Source organism: Shimia isoporae (genome assembly GCF_004346865.1).
GTDB lineage: Bacteria > Pseudomonadota > Alphaproteobacteria > Rhodobacterales > Rhodobacteraceae > Shimia > Shimia isoporae.
The window spans coordinates 219,123-235,927 of the sequence record NZ_SMGR01000005.1 but is presented as its reverse complement, the minus strand read 5'-3'; the positions used below and the strand labels follow the sequence as shown (position 1 = coordinate 235,927).

The 16,805-nt window shown below is 52.7% G+C and carries 13 protein-coding genes; 7 read left to right on the top strand and 6 right to left on the bottom strand.

All coding sequences use genetic code 11. The features are described from left to right. The first annotated feature begins 306 nt into the window (after nt 1-306). Together BXY66_RS19510 and BXY66_RS19505 are read left to right on the top strand one after the other, a co-directional pair. Nucleotides 307-915, top strand: a complete 609-nt coding sequence (locus BXY66_RS19510; protein WP_243694441.1) for a helix-turn-helix domain-containing protein — start codon at nt 307-309, stop codon at nt 913-915. After that, complete coding sequence (locus tag BXY66_RS19505; protein WP_132862081.1) at nt 908-2,140, top strand: type II toxin-antitoxin system HipA family toxin; 1,233 nt, start codon at nt 908-910, stop codon at nt 2,138-2,140. Before BXY66_RS19510 ends, BXY66_RS19505 begins: the two co-directional genes overlap by 8 nt. Before the next feature lie 198 nt (nt 2,141-2,338). On the opposite strand, the gene BXY66_RS19500 is transcribed toward BXY66_RS19505, so the two are convergent. The 4 genes from BXY66_RS19500 to BXY66_RS19485 are packed head-to-tail and all read right to left on the bottom strand — an operon-like array spanning nt 2,339 to nt 7,509. Next, entirely contained in the window at nt 2,339-4,999 is a 2,661-nt protein-coding gene (locus tag BXY66_RS19500; RefSeq protein ID WP_132862080.1) for a DEAD/DEAH box helicase, read from the bottom strand. Beyond that, nucleotides 4,996-6,708 (bottom strand): site-specific DNA-methyltransferase, encoded by a 1,713-nt coding sequence (locus BXY66_RS19495; protein WP_132862079.1) that lies wholly within the window; start codon nt 6,706-6,708, stop codon nt 4,996-4,998. Before BXY66_RS19495 ends, BXY66_RS19500 begins: the two co-directional genes overlap by 4 nt. Nucleotides 6,709-6,748: 40 nt before the next feature. Then, nucleotides 6,749-7,090 carry a hypothetical protein gene (locus BXY66_RS19490; RefSeq protein WP_132862078.1) on the bottom strand — a complete coding sequence of 114 codons (342 nt, stop codon included), beginning with the start codon at nt 7,088-7,090 and terminating at the stop codon, nt 6,749-6,751. Next, the gene (locus BXY66_RS19485) at nt 7,087-7,509 is read right to left on the bottom strand and encodes a helix-turn-helix domain-containing protein (RefSeq protein WP_132862077.1); all 423 of its coding nucleotides are present in this window, start codon (nt 7,507-7,509) and stop codon (nt 7,087-7,089) included. The genes BXY66_RS19490 and BXY66_RS19485 overlap by 4 nt, the downstream gene beginning before the upstream one ends. 121 nt (nt 7,510-7,630) lie before the next feature. Between BXY66_RS19485 and BXY66_RS19480 the strand changes: the two genes are divergently transcribed. From BXY66_RS19480 to BXY66_RS19470, 3 genes are all read left to right on the top strand, one after another. Continuing rightward, nucleotides 7,631-7,843 (top strand): helix-turn-helix domain-containing protein, encoded by a 213-nt coding sequence (locus tag BXY66_RS19480; RefSeq protein WP_132862076.1) that lies wholly within the window; start codon nt 7,631-7,633, stop codon nt 7,841-7,843. Between the two features lie 212 nt (nt 7,844-8,055). Beyond that, the gene (locus BXY66_RS19475) at nt 8,056-9,120 is read left to right on the top strand and encodes a tyrosine-type recombinase/integrase (RefSeq protein WP_243694440.1); all 1,065 of its coding nucleotides are present in this window, start codon (nt 8,056-8,058) and stop codon (nt 9,118-9,120) included. Nucleotides 9,121-9,472: 352 nt separating this feature from the next. Next, on the top strand, nt 9,473-10,795 hold the full coding sequence (locus BXY66_RS19470) for a hypothetical protein (RefSeq protein WP_132862074.1): 1,323 nt from the start codon (nt 9,473-9,475) through the stop codon (nt 10,793-10,795). A 266-nt stretch (nt 10,796-11,061) separates the two neighbouring features. On the opposite strand, the gene BXY66_RS19465 is transcribed toward BXY66_RS19470, so the two are convergent. Then, nucleotides 11,062-13,431, bottom strand: a complete 2,370-nt coding sequence (locus BXY66_RS19465) for a DNA-methyltransferase (RefSeq protein WP_132862073.1) — start codon at nt 13,429-13,431, stop codon at nt 11,062-11,064. Nucleotides 13,432-13,523: 92 nt separating this feature from the next. Between BXY66_RS19465 and BXY66_RS19460 the strand changes: the two genes are divergently transcribed. Both BXY66_RS19460 and BXY66_RS19455 read left to right on the top strand, forming a co-directional pair. After that, nucleotides 13,524-13,781, top strand: coding sequence for a helix-turn-helix domain-containing protein (locus BXY66_RS19460; protein ID WP_132862072.1), 258 nt, complete (start codon nt 13,524-13,526; stop codon nt 13,779-13,781). Further along, a complete protein-coding gene (locus BXY66_RS19455; protein WP_132862071.1) occupies nt 13,774-14,916 on the top strand; it encodes a hypothetical protein in 1,143 nt (380 codons plus the stop codon). Before BXY66_RS19460 ends, BXY66_RS19455 begins: the two co-directional genes overlap by 8 nt. A gap of 458 nt (nt 14,917-15,374) precedes the next feature. Here BXY66_RS19455 and BXY66_RS19450 read toward each other — a convergent pair whose 3' ends face one another. Further along, nucleotides 15,375-16,745 (bottom strand): site-specific integrase, encoded by a 1,371-nt coding sequence (locus BXY66_RS19450; RefSeq protein WP_243694439.1) that lies wholly within the window; start codon nt 16,743-16,745, stop codon nt 15,375-15,377. Nucleotides 16,746-16,805: the final 60 nt, after the last annotated feature.

Sequence of the window (16,805 nt, the reverse complement as noted above, 5' to 3'; positions counted from 1 at the left end):
TCGTCGCTCAGCCAGAAAAGGTCAGACATGTTCACCGCTTGTTTTTTGCGCGATGAATCATGTCGCACGGCGAAAATCAATGGGTCCTGAGCCTAGCTGGATTGGGCTTGGACCAAATTAGAATTTTCACAACGCAGCGTCTCGCATATGCTACGCGCCTGTCTCCTCTTGGTTTGGCTAGAAGTGCGCCATGTTTTGATATACAAAAGCAGATCGCCGTCGGCATTTGATGTGTAAGAACAGATCAAATCTTGAAGTCTCACGCCCCATGTGATACATAGAAGCAGATCAAATGTTGCGCTTGATATGCAGGATTATATCAAAATGAGCTATGAGAGCGAAAAACTAGCGGCCACATTGAAGGCTGCGCGTGAGAAGAAGGGACTTAGCCAACGCGCGCTCAGCGCCCGTGCAGGCGTGCCGCAGTCGCACATCTCCAAGATCGAGAATGGCGCGGTCAACCTCACCGTCTCAAGCCTGACCGCCATCGCCAACGCCCTCGATCTGGAACTAGCGCTTGTGCCGCGCAAGGCGGCGCCTGCGGTGAGGACGATCACCCGTAGCGTAAGCGACACGCCGAAGGCCACGCCGGAAACGCGCAAAGAGATTATCCGGATCGCCAATCAGCTTGCGCATATCGGGTCGCTCAAGATCGATAGTCCCGCCTTCGAAAATCTGCAGCGGCAATTTCGGGAGATGCGACAGTTCGAGAACCTGATCCGGAACACCGACACATTGCGCAGCATCCGTGAAGCGCTCAAAGCCGTGGAGGACGCGGGTGGCGTTGCAGCGCTGCAAGACGCGTCAAGGCAGATGAATCGTTTCCGAAATACACTTGCTCACGGCATGGCTGACGAGGATCGTACGCGCTTGCCACGTCCTGCCTATCGTCTTGATGGAGATAGCGATGAGTAGTGTCTCTGTTCTCAACGTGAACCTGTATGGTGAGCCGATCGGCACTCTAACCAATCTCGGCGGCGATCGTACCATCTTTGCCTTCACCGACGCGTACATCGAAAATCCTGACAGGCCGACCCTCGGCCTCGCCTTCAAGGATGAATTCGGGGAGCTTTTTACGAACTTTAGGCCCTACCAGAAGCGCGTCATGCCCTTCTTTTCCAACCTTCTACCCGAAGGCCATCTGCGGAAATACCTAGCCGAACAGGCGGGCGTGAATCCCGAGCGCGAATTCTATCTACTCTGGGCACTTGGCCATGACCTGCCCGGCGCAATCACAATAACCCCGTCCGATGGTGAAGCCTGGCCGCCGGATGCCGCCAACGGCGCCGATGATCATGGCGATGATCAACGCGAAAACGCGCTGCGCTTCTCGCTGGCAGGTGTTCAGCTCAAGTTTTCCGCCGTGATGGAAGCAAGCGGCGGACTGACCATCCCGGCGTCCGGCGTCGGGGGCTCTTGGATCGTAAAGCTCCCCTCCCGCGAGTTTTCAGGCGTCCCTGAAAATGAATTCTCCATGATGAAGCTGGCTAGCCTCATTGGTATGAACGTGCCCGCCATTGATCTGGTCAGCATCAGTGCGATCAAGAACTTGCCCGAAGGCATCGAAAAAATCGGCAACCATGCATTTGTGATTGAGCGCTTTGATCGGCTGTCCGACGGATCACGCCTGCATATTGAGGATTTTGCGCAGGTCTATGGGCTCTATCCTGAGCAAAAGTACGGCAATGGTTCTTTCCGGAACATCGCTCAGGTTATCGCCGCCGAAGGTAATGATGCCGACATCATCGAATATGTACGGCGTCTGACCTTCAACATGCTGATCGGCAATGCCGACATGCACATGAAGAACTGGTCATTGATCTATCCGGACAGGCGGTATGTATCGCTGGCACCCGCTTATGATTTTGTTTCAACCGTGCCCTACATTCCAGGCGACGCGACCAACATGAAAATCAGCCGCTCCAAAGTGTTCTCGGCATTCTCATTGGACGAGCTGACGCATCTCGCAGTGAAAGCCGCCATACCTAAAAAGATGGCGATCAATGCTGCCAAAGAGACCGTCCAGCTCTTTCGGGAGCATTGGGCTACAGAAATGCCAAACTTGCCGATAAGTGTTGAGGTTAGATCAGCCGTAGAGAACCACATGAAGACAGTGCCGATCCTAGAAGAGCTTTCATAGGGCAAGTGTTTCCCGCCACACCAAAAAAGCAAGGCGACAGGTGCGCGTTAGCTTTCGGCGTTTGGTCAGTCCTAGATTTTCGGCACTCTCAAATAGTTGGCCTGAACGTTCTTTGATCATTGCCTCGTTCCTGCTGCCATGTTCACCTCATTGGCGGCTTCAGCCACCCATCAAGATCTGTTGCCTAACTTCATGGACCTAATTCAGTTTCAGTGCATTTAGTATGGACAGTCGCATTCCACCCGCATCTTTGTTCTCAATGGTTGCCATGACAAACACAGCCTTGCCCTCAGATGCCTTCGCCCATTCCTGGCCGATCTGGTCCTTTTCCCGGGAATCCCGGCTCTCTTCTGGGGTTCGGTCCTGACCTTTGTACTCAACCACGAGCAACCGGCCATCATCCATCTCAGCAACGAAATCTGGATAGAATTTGTCGGTGGAAGTCGGGAGCGTGAACGAATTCCGGTGACGGCTAACATTGCGGGTCCAATGTTTTAGGCCAGGCAACCCATCGATCACCAGTGCGCATTGTTCCTCTTCACCGCCCTCTTTACCGTCGAAAGCAGGTACTTCATCGCGGCCCATGAAATGGTTGCGGAAGGCAAACTTTGTTCCTCGATACTTGGGCACGTCGGCATACATTTCATCGAAGAATTTGAATCCATCATCGAACGATACCTCCAACCGTGCCTCTGGGGCAAAAAGGTTCATCTGATAGACCTTGTCTCGCTCCGCCTGTCGGAACCCCCTGAGCTTCTCGTCCAGCTTACGTGCAAGGATAAATTTGCAACGCATGAGCTGGGCCAAGGGTAGGTTGCGGTCGCGGTTGAGATAGGTGACGACATCGCCTAGCCACGCCAGCATTTCGGGCTGGCCAATTCGTTGGTCTCGTACTTTCCCATCCAGCCATCGCACGAGGCTCGCAGGTGTCCAGTCTTCGACATCAACGTCCATGGCCAACTGCTCGGAACTGTCGCCTGACGCAATTAACAAGCGGTTGCCATCGAGGTCGATTTCAAAAGTGTTTGTGGTCTCAACGATGTTAAACTCAGACGGCTCCAGTCGCGCAGGATGATCGGACAGCGACCAATCATGATACTCCATAAGTAGATCGGTATCACCAAACACCAGATCCCCTTGCACATGAACCATGAGGCGCGGGATGACGAACGTCTCACCCTTGTGCGATGGCGCGATCTCATCGGCGTTTTTGGATTTGAATTCCTCGATCTTCTTGCGCAACACACCATGCAAATTGGCCGGGGTGCGCTCGTACAGAACTTTCTCTACGCTTGGCTTTGGAACACCGATCAGGTCAATGACTGTCTTGCCGTCTTCACTGGCTGAGACCTTGATGGTGCCAGGTGCGATTGTTGAAATGGCGTGGCGCACTTCGGGAGTTGCCTCTACTTCGACCGATAATGTCGGGCGGCGGCGGGTTTGGTGTCCGAAAAGACCATCCAAAAGCTCAGGCTGTTCAGCCTCGATATTGGCCTCGGCTTCGCCTTCCTCAAAGCCCATGTCCACCAACTTGTCGCGCAAATTGTTTGCGGCTTCGGCAAAGCGTTTGGATACCAAGCGAGCATAGGACTTGTTCAGGGCAGGAGACTTGCGTCGGGTTGCATAGGGCATCCGCAACACTCGTCCCAAAAGCTGCTCGGCGTCGGTCGAGCTACGTATATTGGCGACGGAACAGAACACGTAAGCGAAGGAACAATCCCAGCCCTCTTTCAGCGCCTCAATGGTGATCACATACTCGATCTTGCAATCGGGTTTGAACAGATCGATCCCATCCAATTCACGCTGGGAACCCGTTGCAACGGCGATTTTGTCCTCGTCGATATTTTCGTTCTCGATCAAGTGCTTCTTGAGGACTTCTACAGTGACTTCTTCGTTTTTCTTCTGAGCCTGAAACAGCACAATGGGCCGAATGTAGCCCTCGCGGTCCTTGTCCGCCCATTCCTGCAACTCGGCGCGCTTCAGGATGGCTGAGTTGACCGCTCCCTGCCACGTCTCTGCCTCGTCCAGCACGACGGGCATCTTGATCATCTCTTCATCCTTCAGCTCCTGTGCCGAGACCGAATGGAGGATGTTGTTGAACCCTTTGGGCGTGGCGGTGAACTCGATCAACGCGGTGGGGTTGATGCGTTCATACACGAGCTGGCTCAGGTCAGATCCGGCCTTATGCGCTTCATCCATTATGACCAGCGGGCGGTGCAGGTGCATCAGATTGGCGAAGCTGAACTTGATGTCACCCTTCCACGGGCCGTCATCGTTGCGCTCCAATCCCGGCGTGTTTGGCGAGACAGAACTGAAATGCGGTTCAAGCATCTCGTGGTGACGATAGACGTGGTACTTGTCGGTCTTGCTCTGCCGCAGCGCTTGAATGGTCCCGACGACGACACACAGGTTCGACCGCATATCGTGCGGTGTGAGCTGGGTGAAATCACCGATATCGAACACGCGCACACGGCCTTCGAACGCCTCGTCAAGCACTTGGCGATAAGGGTGCTTGGGGTTCTTCAGCGCTTCGGCAGTTTGTAGGCGGATCGTATTTGTTGGCACCAGCCAGAGAACGACAGGAAAGTCCTTTTCGATCCAAGCATCCTTGGCGATCGTGATCGAATGCGATGCTAGGATCGTCTTGCCGCCACCTGTTGGTAGGCGCAGGCAGACGTATGGCACGTTATCCAGGCCCTTAACGGGCTTATAGCCCGCCGCATAGCCACGCAGACGGGCGGCGAGCGCCGGCTGCGTTGTGAGCGTCTCATAGGCGGCTTTTGGGCCAGTGATGCGCGCTTCCTCAAAGAACTCCCGTAGGGTGGCGAGGGACGCCTTCTGATAATCCTTCAGCTTCATTTACGTGCCCTCACGTCATAGGGAGTCTGTTTGAATTCGATCTTCTCAACCTTCAACGTCGTTTCAGACAGCGCTGTGCGTTCGCCATACACTGTCAACGGGCCTTTGAAGTCGCCTTGTGCAGCGCGGATCACGGCGAGCGTCTTGCGGGTCAGGACATTGCCACCAGAGGCCGACCTGCCACCCAAAATGCCGTTGTAGAGAAGGGCATAGCCGTGACCGTCATGAGCCCCAAGAAAAGGCGATAGGGTGTTGGGTTCAGTCCAAGGGGCACCCGTTTCGGCAAACCATATATGTGCTGCCAAAACAGGGAACCGGATATCGGATTTGATCGAGCCATCTTCATGGAAAACGGGTGGGCCAAGGCGATAAAAGCGGAAACCGCCGCCGCCTTCCCAGTTCACCGCTTTCGAGATGCCCCCTTGTTCACCATCGGTCACATTTTGCAGACGCGGAACACAATGGGTTACGGCATGTTCGCCCATTTCGATTCCAATATATCGGCGTTTCAGCTTGTGTGCGACCGCTGCTGTCGTGCCAGAGCCTAGGAAAGAGTCGAGTACAAGGTCGCCGGGGGCGGTCGCGATATCCATAACTCTTTCGAGTAACCCTTCAGGTTTCTTGCCATTTGGGAACTTCACGGATCCTTCTTTTGTTAAATTATTGAGTGAGAACCCCTGCCAGTATGTCCCTAGCTTCTCCTTTTTGAACAAAAAGCTACCCCGTTTTTCCGCCGCATCGCTTAGCCAGATCACGCGGCGGATGGTCGGGCTGATATAGTAATGCGAAACCTCTTTTCCTTTGTCCCGACCAGATCTGGGAATGTACTTGGCTTCTAGAACCTCGTCATTTTCGAGTTCCAAAAACTCGTCAATAATTCGCGTTCTGATCGAAGTCTGAGCATTTGTATCCGAGAAAATTCGATCGAAATACTCTATGTAAAGTTCCCGCTCTGACTTGCCTGTTTTCTTGGCAAGTTTTTTCAAAGTGGTCCGCTGAAGGCCCTTGTATTTTGTGACGATGATTTTTCCACCAGACCCGTCCAAAACGGTTCGCTCTTCAACGGGCTCGCCCCAACTCTCGATAACACTTGTGTATTTCCAGCTTTTGCCAGCCTCTTCCATAATCTCAATGTGTTCGAAGAGGTCTTGTTCTTCATAGTAGTCGTTAAACTTCTGAAAGCCCGAGTCATTCGTGTTGTTTTTTGCGTAGATCAGAATGTGCTCAACATTCTTTTTGAGGCGTTTGTCTTCACCGCCTCCGCTAGCCCCGGCTGTGAGTTTCATCTTTACGGCGATTTGGTTGATGAAGTTCTGCCGCCCAAAGACTTCATCTAAAAGCACCTTGGCATATGCGGCTTCATCATCATTGAGCTGACAAAACAGAACACCATCTTCAGTTAGCAAGTCGCGTAAATACTCCAGTCTCGGGAAAATCGTGCCCAGCCAGATTGAATGCTCTAAATTGTCGTCGTAGTGATCAAAGGCTTGGCCTGTATTGTAAGGCGGGTCGATATAGATGCATTTCACTTGTCCCGCGTAGTAGGGCAACAGCGCCTTCAACGCCTCCAGATTGTCGCCCTGGATAAGCATATTGCCAGCAGCCCGGTCGCCATAGCCCAGGTCCGGCACTTCCTCTAACAGGCGGTAAGGCACCTTCTCGGCGGCTCTTACATCTTCATCTCTGGTCAACCAGCGTAGGGTAGGCATCTGCTCTTGTCTTTCTTATTGGGCGCAAAATGCGCCGGTCTCAAATCTCGTTAACGCGCAATCGGCTTAGGCGATGCATTTCACGCAGGACGTAAAACATCATGGGGTACCAAAGCAGGAAAGCCGTGATGCCAGCCAGTCGCCAAGTGTCGGAAAAGGTTGCAACGATCAGCGCGATGATCGCCATCCCACAAGAGACAAGTCCGAGCTCGAACGGCCCGCGCAACGCGCCTTTCCAATGCTCCTGCAGATTCCGTGCTTGAACGCCCAAAGGTTTCTTGCGCCACACCGATTGACGTTCTTCGATCGACAGGAGTGGGTCCATAAGTTGATCGATTTCTTCGTTGGAAAGTCCAGGTGGGCTTTGGATCGCGTTTTTCATTGTGCCACCTCCAGCCAATTGTCGATTTCAGCTACCGCGACTTCTGGTATATCCTCGCTTTGCTTCGCGGCCATGACGCGTTCGACGCAAATGCGACAGGCGATCAGCCATCTTTTGTCAAAATCGATGGCAAGGCCCCGTTCTTCTGCGCGATTATCAACCGCATGAAGTATTTGTTTCATCTCATCGAGAAGGGATGTGGTGCGGTTCGTAAGACCCTCGTCACCCTCATGTAGCCAAGCTGGGTCAGTGCCGTACTTCTCAAGGATCGCGGAAAACACATCAGATGGGATGGCCCGGTGCCCTCGGATGTACTTGAAATATGAGTTGCGGCTTATGCCCAATGTCCCTGCAAACGCTTCCTGTGACAGACTGCTTTTGCTTCTGACCTCTTCAATGCGTTCGCCAATGCTGTTCATTCGGTCTGTTTACCCAGTTTACATATTGTATCGTATAAGATACAAATAGCTCAGATGTTGAGATTCGGAGTGATAGTACTCGGATACATCGTGTGAGCCAACAGTTGCAGGGAGTGCCCAAATGGAGACAGCGCGCAACCAAGAGTACGAGAGCCCAGCCGAAGTCGCCCTTCGCTTAGGCTGGCCGTTGGCCCGTGTGCGTCGGTTGATCCGAAGCAAAGAGGTCAAACACATCAAAGTCGGCGGGCTCTATTTGCTACCGGTTGGCGCGATGGAAGAGTATCTCAATGCGAACACGGTCGAACCCAAGCGGGACACGCTGGAAGAGCGCTGAGGTGATTGCATGGCACGGTATGTTCCACTCGCAGCTAAGGAAAGTACGGCAACTCAACTACTCGACATGTCCGTTCCCGAATTCAGAGCAGGCGTTGAATCTGGTCATTTGCCAGATGCGAAGATTATCGCAGGAGAGAAGCGGTGGGACACTAGGCTCTTGGAGTTGATTGTATCTGGTGAGCTCGTTGACGGGCACGAGGAAATCTCGTGGTGACGCGCAAGAAGTATCTTTGGCAGCATCCGAGTGGGCGGTGGTATGTTCGCAAAGGCGGGAAGTACTATCGGATTTTCGCCGCAGAAGGCACTCCCGAGTTTGACGAACAATATTGGGAGATACAACGTGGGAAGCGCCATGAGGCCGAGCGTTCTTGGTCAGAACTTATCGAAGAATTTCGTCAATCTCAAAAATGGGCTGAATATGAGCCGCGTTACCGGCAGGATCTGGAAAAGTCTTTCATTTACTTGAATGAGAAAATTGGTAAGCGTGACGTTTCGAGGCTTACAGCCGCTGATATCTACACGGCGATGGACAAAAATGCCCATCGTGTCAATTTCGCGAATTACATCCCAGTCGCCGTTACTTTGTTGGCTAAGTTAGCAAGAAGAAAAGGCTGGCTTAACGAAAATCCAGCCTCCGGAATTGAGCGCTTGCCTGTTCCCCCAGAATGGAAAAAACCCCATATTCCTTGGACAGATGCGGCAGTGGAAACTTGGCGCAGCAAAGCAACTGAACTTCCTATGCTCATTTTTGAGCTTGGAGTGGGAACTGTCCAACGACCAGGGGATTTAAGTGGTTTCACTTGGGCGAACTACGATGGCAAGAACCTTGAGTTGACACAGAACAAAACAGGTGTGGAGCTTCAACTTCCCTGTACGTCAAATCTGATTGCACAACTAGATAGTTTGAAAACTTCGTTAGGCGAAAAGGCCAAGCGAGATCGGCCGATATTGGCGAACGAGGACGGTTCACCGATGAGTTACCATAGGATCGCTCGGATCATGCGCGCCGAACGTGAGCGTTTGGGGGTTCTGGCGCACGATTTGCATGCGTTGCGTTATCGCGGCGTAATGGAGTTGGCCTGGGCCGGGTGCGATGACGACGAGATAATGAGCTACAGCGGCCACAAAACCAAGAAAATGGTGATTAAGTATGCAGGATTTGCGCGCCAAATCATGCGCGCGAAAACCGCTGCCGAGAAAAGAAGACTTTGGGAGCAGCTGTTGAACGAAACGAGCACAAAATATGAAACTGATACTGGAGGTGATACTCAATGAGTGGGAAAATTCATAACCCATTGATTTTATTGGAGGCGAGTACCGGACCCGCTACCATTTTTCTAAGCCATTGAATAGGCCGGACAATCAAGAGCGAGGTTGGCTCGTTTGTCTCACTTTGTGTCCCACCATGTGCAGAAATCGTCATCAACTGTCAATAAGCCAGTAGTGAACAAGGTCCGGATAAAAGGCTCAAAAGGTGCCGTAATAACGCCAATCCGTATGGTCTACTATGAGACGAAGGGTTAAGCGTTGCCGCGCGAAACCATTCAGAGGAGACTGGGGCCATGGGGGACTTTGGGGACGGAGGGTGTATAGATACCCGCTCGAAAAAATGTGTCGGTTTTTTTCGATGACGCAAGGAACCGAAATCCTCTCCCGTTTTCTGAGCAAGGAGCAAGTCGCAGCACTTCCGGACCAAACGGCCCACCGTTCTTGGGTGTTTGAGCCAAACCTCCGATTGCTTCACGAAGCTACCCAAAACAATCTAGACCTTGTGCTGGATGACATTTGTGCTGCTTGGCAGAGAAGCTACAAACGCAAACGGGGCACAGATGAACAAGAACGGTTTATGGAGTGTTGCCGGGTTATTCTTGTGAACCTTCTCCGGGCGCATACGAAGCGTCGTGGAATGCCCGTAGGTATCGGAAGTCGGAAGGAACGGCTCGACCGTGAAAACCGCTACCGACCGGATTACATGACAACCCACCGTTTTCGCATGTGTATGGAATGGCTGCTGAATACCGGCGTCATGCGGACAACTGCCAAAGGATATCACTACGGAGAGAATGCACAGACAGCTCGATTTGCCCTGTCCGAAAAGGCGATCTGCGACCTTTTTTCGGACGAGTTGTCTCTGCGTGACTTCCGCATTGATCGAGTTGCTGAGCCTGTCCAGTTAAAAGACGAACAGAAGCAACTGACAAAGTATGCTGATACGTCTGAAACACGAGGGATGCGTCATGCTCTGCACGAGATCAACACGGTTCTTGAGCGGACTTCAATCACGACACCCCGGCAACTTACGTATTCAGATTTCTCCGAAGACTACTTGGGCCACACCAAGCAGCTCTACCGTGTCTTTAACAATCGCACATTTGAGCACGGTGGCAGGTTCCAAGGCGGTTGGTGGCAGTACGTTCGCAAAGGTGTGCGCCGCTCCATACTGATTGATGGCCAGCCCACTGTGGAAGCAGACTACAGCGGCTTCAATCCTGCCGTTTTATTGGCGCAAGCCGGAATGCAAGTCCCGCAAGACCCGTACTCTGTGATACCCGGCATCGAGAACAGCAAGCAATTGCGCGACCACGCTAAGGCGACACTTGCTGCATTGCTTCATGCCAAGACCAAGCACGTATCGGAGCCGAGAAACTTTGACGAAGCGGCCCATGGTATGACGGTTCAGGAGTTTCGGAACGCGGTGATTGCCGGGTTCCCGATGATCGAAGACATGGTTGGGGAAAAGGCAGGTATGCGTCTCCAGCGTGCTGAAAGCGATCTAGCAGAACAGGTGATGCTGCACTTTGTCAAACAGGGTCACGCCATCCTGCCAATTCATGATGCGTTCATTGTTCAGTCTGATCTTGAAGACGAACTGGTGACGGTGATGCAGGAAAAATTCCATGACAGTTTTGGGCAGACACCCCACATTACAGTCAAACCCTCATATCTATGAGACGGAGGGTTAAGGACAAAGTGCCAATAAACCCAATCTCCCCCACTACTAGGGTATACAAATGAAGGGTGGTAGACTTCGCGACGTCGTTCAAGCAGACCTCGGAGTGACCGGGTAAAACCGAACTATATTAAATGGCATTGGGACCATGTTCAGTTCAGCCTGGCCCATCGCTTCTATTTTCAATCCAGTTTGGACACGATCAACAGGTCATGATCCGCCCCTCAAAGTTCACCAAATCAAAGGCAATAATGCCTAACCAAATACTATGCATTTGCAGCGCTGTCCCTCGGCTCTGCGGTGGTCGGCGATATCCGATTCGCCTTTTCGCGATTGCCGTAGGAAAACAGGTCGTCTGGTGTCGCGATTGCTTGCTCCACATTGCGCAGACCAAGCTGAAAGTACTCTTCGTTCAGTTCATATATCAGCGCATCCATTTTGTTCTGTATTGCTGCACAGGCGGTCGTCATGCTGCCGCCATAGGGGTCCAAAACGGTCGAACCTTCTGGCAAGGTGTCAAGCAGAAGCTGTGGGATTTCAGGGGGAAACGGTGCAGTGTGACCGTGTGTGTTCTTGCCGCGCACCATTTTGAAGACAGGGCGTTGCTTTAGGATTTTTACTTCAGGTAGCTTCGATTCTGCCCCTGGTTTGCGAAATACAAGGCAGTGTTCCCAACAATTGAAGGGCAATTGGTAGTATGGTGACTCGTTGCCACCGTTGAAGTTACGCTTGCCTTCGATGTCGCCCTTGAACCAGACGACGTTACCAACGATGTCAAAGCCCGCGGTCTCAAACAGATAGATAATGTATGCGCCAAGTATCATTCGCTTCTTGCCCATCGCGGAGAAGGCCGCGATGTTCTCATTGTCGAAGTAGTCAAAAATGTTGTAGACAAAAAGACCGCCAGGTTTCAGCGCGCTGAACACCGCCCTTGCAGCATTATACATGTCAAAGAGATAGCAGTAGATGTTTGGCCACTGAGAGTATTCTCTCGCGTTGTAGTAAGGCGGTGATGTAACGGCACCCTCAATACTTTCGGGTGGCAGCGCATTAAGTCCGCTTTCACAGTCGCCATGCACAAGGCAGATTCCCGGCTTCACGCTTTGCTTTGTTGACGGGGGCGTAACATCACTTTTAGGTCGCTTTAGAGCAAATCGTTTAAAGAAGGCGCTGTCAAAGAAGCGCTGGCCAATGCCGTCGTCCGCTTTCCACGACCCGAATGGTTCGTACGCAAGCTCGCGGCCCAGATAGCTTTGCGGTTCACCTTGTGCTTGACCCATGATCACGATGCGATCTTTGTGTAAGCTGAACTGGCGGATGAGCATGTCCGTGACTTCTTCATCACGGATATCAAAGAGCACATCGTTCCGCCAACGTCTGCGGACGTCGAGCGGTATCTGATCCTCTGCAGAAGCGATTGCTTCTTGCTTCATAATCGAAGCCAGGGAATAGCGATTGCCGCGATCATAGGCGCTGCGTTCGGGGCAAATCAGATTCTTGCACTCCCAGCTTCGCACGCCGATGGTGGGATACGAGTTCCCACCTACATTGTGCGAACGGCAAGCCGGGCACGGTATCACCCGTTCATCTCGCTCGTTCTTTTCGAACAGGAGCAAGATGTCATAGGGTTGATCGGTCGTACCCTCTGCGGCGGCGTGTGAGAGAACAAAACAGTCCTTGAAAAAGAACCCTTCATTCACAAGATCAAAGCGTGCCGAGTCCACGTCAAGCGCTGCGCCGATGTGACCTTCGGTGGTCTCGCGAATGGTGTCGGGGCGGAAATACCCTTTTGACAGCGCAATCTCACGGTGTTTTTCAGCGTAGAGAACGGTGTCTGAGAACAAACGCCATTGACGGGCTTCACCGCCAGGAGCTGCCCGCAAACGCAGTGCGAAAAAACAGTGATTTGCAAGGCGGTCATAGCTGTCGCGAATGCCTGTAAGTAGCAGATCGGAAATCTGTTTATCTGTCAGCGCATCATATGCGCCGAGATCGACGTCTTGGTAGATTAACGCGCATTCGCGGTGAAGCTGTTCATGATGATTGGCGCGTAGATGGTCGAAAAAATTGGCGTGGTATTCTTTGCTCGCATCTTCATTGAAGACCTTGTGCATTGCGCCGTCCTCAAATGCGCGGAACACAAAGCCACCAAACAACGCACGCTGAATGAGGACTTGTTTTTCCTCTAGGTCGCAGTCCCGAGCGTCGCTCCGGTTCACGCGGCCCGTTTTCAGAAGGTCGTGCAGGCCTGCCACGGTCTCGTCATTCGATATTGGCTGGAATGCCTCCCGCACGCCTTCGTCGATTCCCTTTGTCTCGCACCAAGCCGTGAACGCTTCACGGTGCGCGCCGTCAAAAAGTGCTGCGAGCGTGACCTTGTCACGGTAGTTGAAGAAGTATCGCTGCTTCGCGGCAAGGTCGATGAATGCCTTGATACGTTTCTTGTTCAGGCCAAGCCTGCTGTTGACTAGGGCGTAGAGTTCGCGGCTGCGTTCGAGCGTTGGCCGCAACGCACTTTCACCTGCCGCGCACGCTGCGTCTTTGGCGGCATCCATGAGGTCTGGTGGGCCCGAAAAGCGCAGATTCAGGAGGCGGTTAAACTCCTCCAGGAGCGTTTCAACGGTACTTGTGCTCATCTCTGCTCTTAGCCTTCTTGCCTGACCAAATATGCGATTTTGGCCTATTTATCCGCGCCGGTTATGGCTTGCAATAGACCATAGGCGAGCAGATGAAGAAAATCCAACGAAGCGACTACAAAGCCCTGCGCACATGCCTCAAAGAAATGAGGAAGCAAAACGGGTTCACCCAGATACAACTCGCCGAGGCCATCGGCGCTGACCAATCAGACATTAGCAAAATTGAACGCGGCGAACGCAGGCTGGATGTTGTCGAACTGGTTCATATTTGCCGCGCTCTGGGGATTGCCACTGAGACATTCATTGCTGCGCTTGAGGCACACCTGAGCGGAGACAAGCACCATGTCTGACGATCTTCTTCCCAAGGATCACCGCCTTGACGAAGCAACGCCGCAAGAAGCCACGATAACTGTTGCGCCCGAAACGGGGTTCGGGCTTCATGACAGTGAATGGTCGGAAGATCAGTGGAGTGAATTGATCGTTTCGTTCGTTGAGAACGGGATGGCAAGCTGGCGGGAACTGGCAGCGCTGATCCTAGGACACTTGAACCCTTCGCAGACCGGCACAAGTCTCGCCTCATCTGAAGGTTTCAAGCGGCGCTATGGCAAGGGCAATACCATGCGCATTGTCATGGATTGGGCGTACGCCCAAACAGGGCAGTGTGAAGACTGCGGTAGCCGCCTTGAATTACAGGCTGACCATGTGGAAGGCCGCGAGCTTTTTGAAGACCCACTGGATGCGGATTACATTGAAAACATGACGCTGCGCTGTCGGCGTTGTAACGTTGTGCGCCGACCTTCCCACGAGCTGGGCGGTCAAACCTTCTTGACGGCAGAATCTGCGCTCATGTGGATTTTGCTAGTAATCAAGCCGCGCACTTTGATGGATTTCATACGTCTGTGCCGCATCTATGGGATGACAATGGCTGATATCCGAATGCAGGAAGCCTGGGCGATGGCGCACTGGCTTTCACGCAACGAACCGCCATTGTACGGCATCGAGGACGATGAGAATACGTCTTATGATCTACTTCTTTGGCCGACGGGGGAGATCACCCGCATTGATGTGGGTGCGGATATCCCAAATGAAGCCGAAAGACTTTATCAAAATGTGCGCGGCGATCATAGCTTCGTGTTCCTGGCCGTCGGCGATGACGGGCGCAAAACGTTGTTCAAGTATCCGTTGAGCTGGATTGCGTTCTCCACGTACGATCTCGGGCAGATGCCACCCTACGCGCTGGCCGTGCGCTACACCCAACCTGATAGAAAGAATGGTGCTCCGCAGCGGATTACACCACTGGCGCCTGTTGGTATGGAGCTTTCTTCGCATGTTGTTGTGGCACCTGATGAGAAGATCATGTTGGAGATTGGTGGAACGCTACTTGGTGGTAGTAGAACGGAGGCACCGGCTGCTACCCACAATGGCAAGCTGCTCCCCGCAAAACATCAAAAGCGCGACGTTTGGCTGGATGTGGAGCCAGCGTAGTTTTGGTGGTTTTATTGCTTGCATCAAAAAAGAAGACAGATACTCAGCAAAGAATGGCAGCCCATTCAATGTGATGCGCAAGGACAAGAGTGGGAGCCAATGTCTTGCAAGAATTGGTGAGCATCTTGTTCAAGAAGAAAAAGTGCCAGTGCCTATGGTGACAATTTAAGGTTCCTGAATTTTATTGAGATACGTGTAATCTCAATTCTCCTCCTATTACTGGGGCGAGTAAGGAACATTGAGCTTCCGACGAGTAGAGGTTAAGTTGATCTCAAGCCTAAACCGGTAATCATTTGTGTCAGATAGCAAATAGTATCTGCCGGATCATGGTACCGGCCGGGCTGAGTGACATTCGCACAGATTCAGAGCCTGTAGTTCACGATTTGGCCAGAGCAGTAGTGCAAAGTCAGCCCGGCAAAACAATTGATTTGAACCGCGCGTGGGTATAGCAGCGCGAGTTAACCGCCAGACGACACTTCGAACCAGTCCACGGCTTCTTTTAACTGAAGCAAGGTGTACCCTTCGCGCAAGTAAACCTCTTGCGTTACCCCTGACCGAGCGTGACCGACGATGCATTGGATAATTGGCTCAGGCACGTTGGCCTGCCCCAGCCTTGTCACAAGGGTGTGTCGCAGACTGTGGAACACCAGCCCAGGCTCCTTGATCTGCAACTTGGGTAGGAAGCTCTCATTGCACCAACGGCCCAAGTTGCGCCCGTAGCCTCCGTTCGAACTGTAGCTGTAATCGGGGAACAGCCGAGGCCCGGATTTGCGGCTTTCAACGAAGTCGAGGAAGCCCAACCGGATCAACTCCGAGTGAAGCGGCACCTTTCGACGCCCAGCTTTTGATTTGAGCCGCTTGTTGTCATCGCCTTCATCGGTGATGTTCAGAAACCAAGTTGACCCGTCCTGTTGAACGTCTGCCACGTCGAGCTGGCAAATCTCATTCAGCCTTGCCCCCGTGAACATTCCCAACAACATGCCCCACTTGTGGCTGTCTTTGCGGACCAGCCCGGACGGGTTTTCAGTTAGTTCTTTGAAAATCAGCTCGGCCTGCCTTGGTGTGAACGGCTTCCGTTCCGTTTCGCTGTTTTTGGCCTTCGCGACCTTCATACCGTCGAACAACGAATGCGGTGCGTGGCCGTGGCGTTCTGCCCAGTCGAAGAAGCTCTTGAACATTTGGATATGGCTGTTGATCGTTTTTGGCGCGATCTTGCGTTGGCCCGGAATCTTTACGACTTCCAACAACGAAAACTCCTTAAGAGCAGGTTTGGTGTTGCGGCTAGAAGGCAACTCCTGCAACACCCGCTTGACTGCATTGGCATCTTGCTTGGTGATTGTGCTGAGAAGGCGGTCTGCGCCGAAGTATTCAACGAGGATGTTGAGATAAGCTCGGTTCTGCCCGGTGGTCTTTTCGGCCCATTGCCGGGAGTGCTCCTGTATGAATTCGTCTACAGCCACTCCCAACGCAGAAGACGTAGGGAGGGCTTGCATAGAAGGCTGAGGAGTGGCTGCTTTGCCGCCGCTATATTCATAGTTCTCAAGGCGCTCAGCGGCCTCTAAGATGGCTCTGAGCATGTCTCGCCGCCCTCTACGCAACTCAATGCCAATTCTGGGGCTACTGTCCTCCCAGTCTTGGGTCGAGATACCCATTTTGCTCTTGAATGGGGCAATGGGAAGCCATTGCGGATCGTCGGACGGTGGGTCTAGGTAGGTCTCATGGTCCAACATCTCGCTACGAACATCCTCAAGGGCGTTCGGCGACAGTCCATGATTGTCCATCCATTCAATGTACCTTTCGAGTTGGGCTTGGAAGTAAGCCGCAACCATCTCCCGTATTTGATCTTGCCTCAGCCTTGCCAATGCCTTGTTGTCCCGCGTTATTTGGCC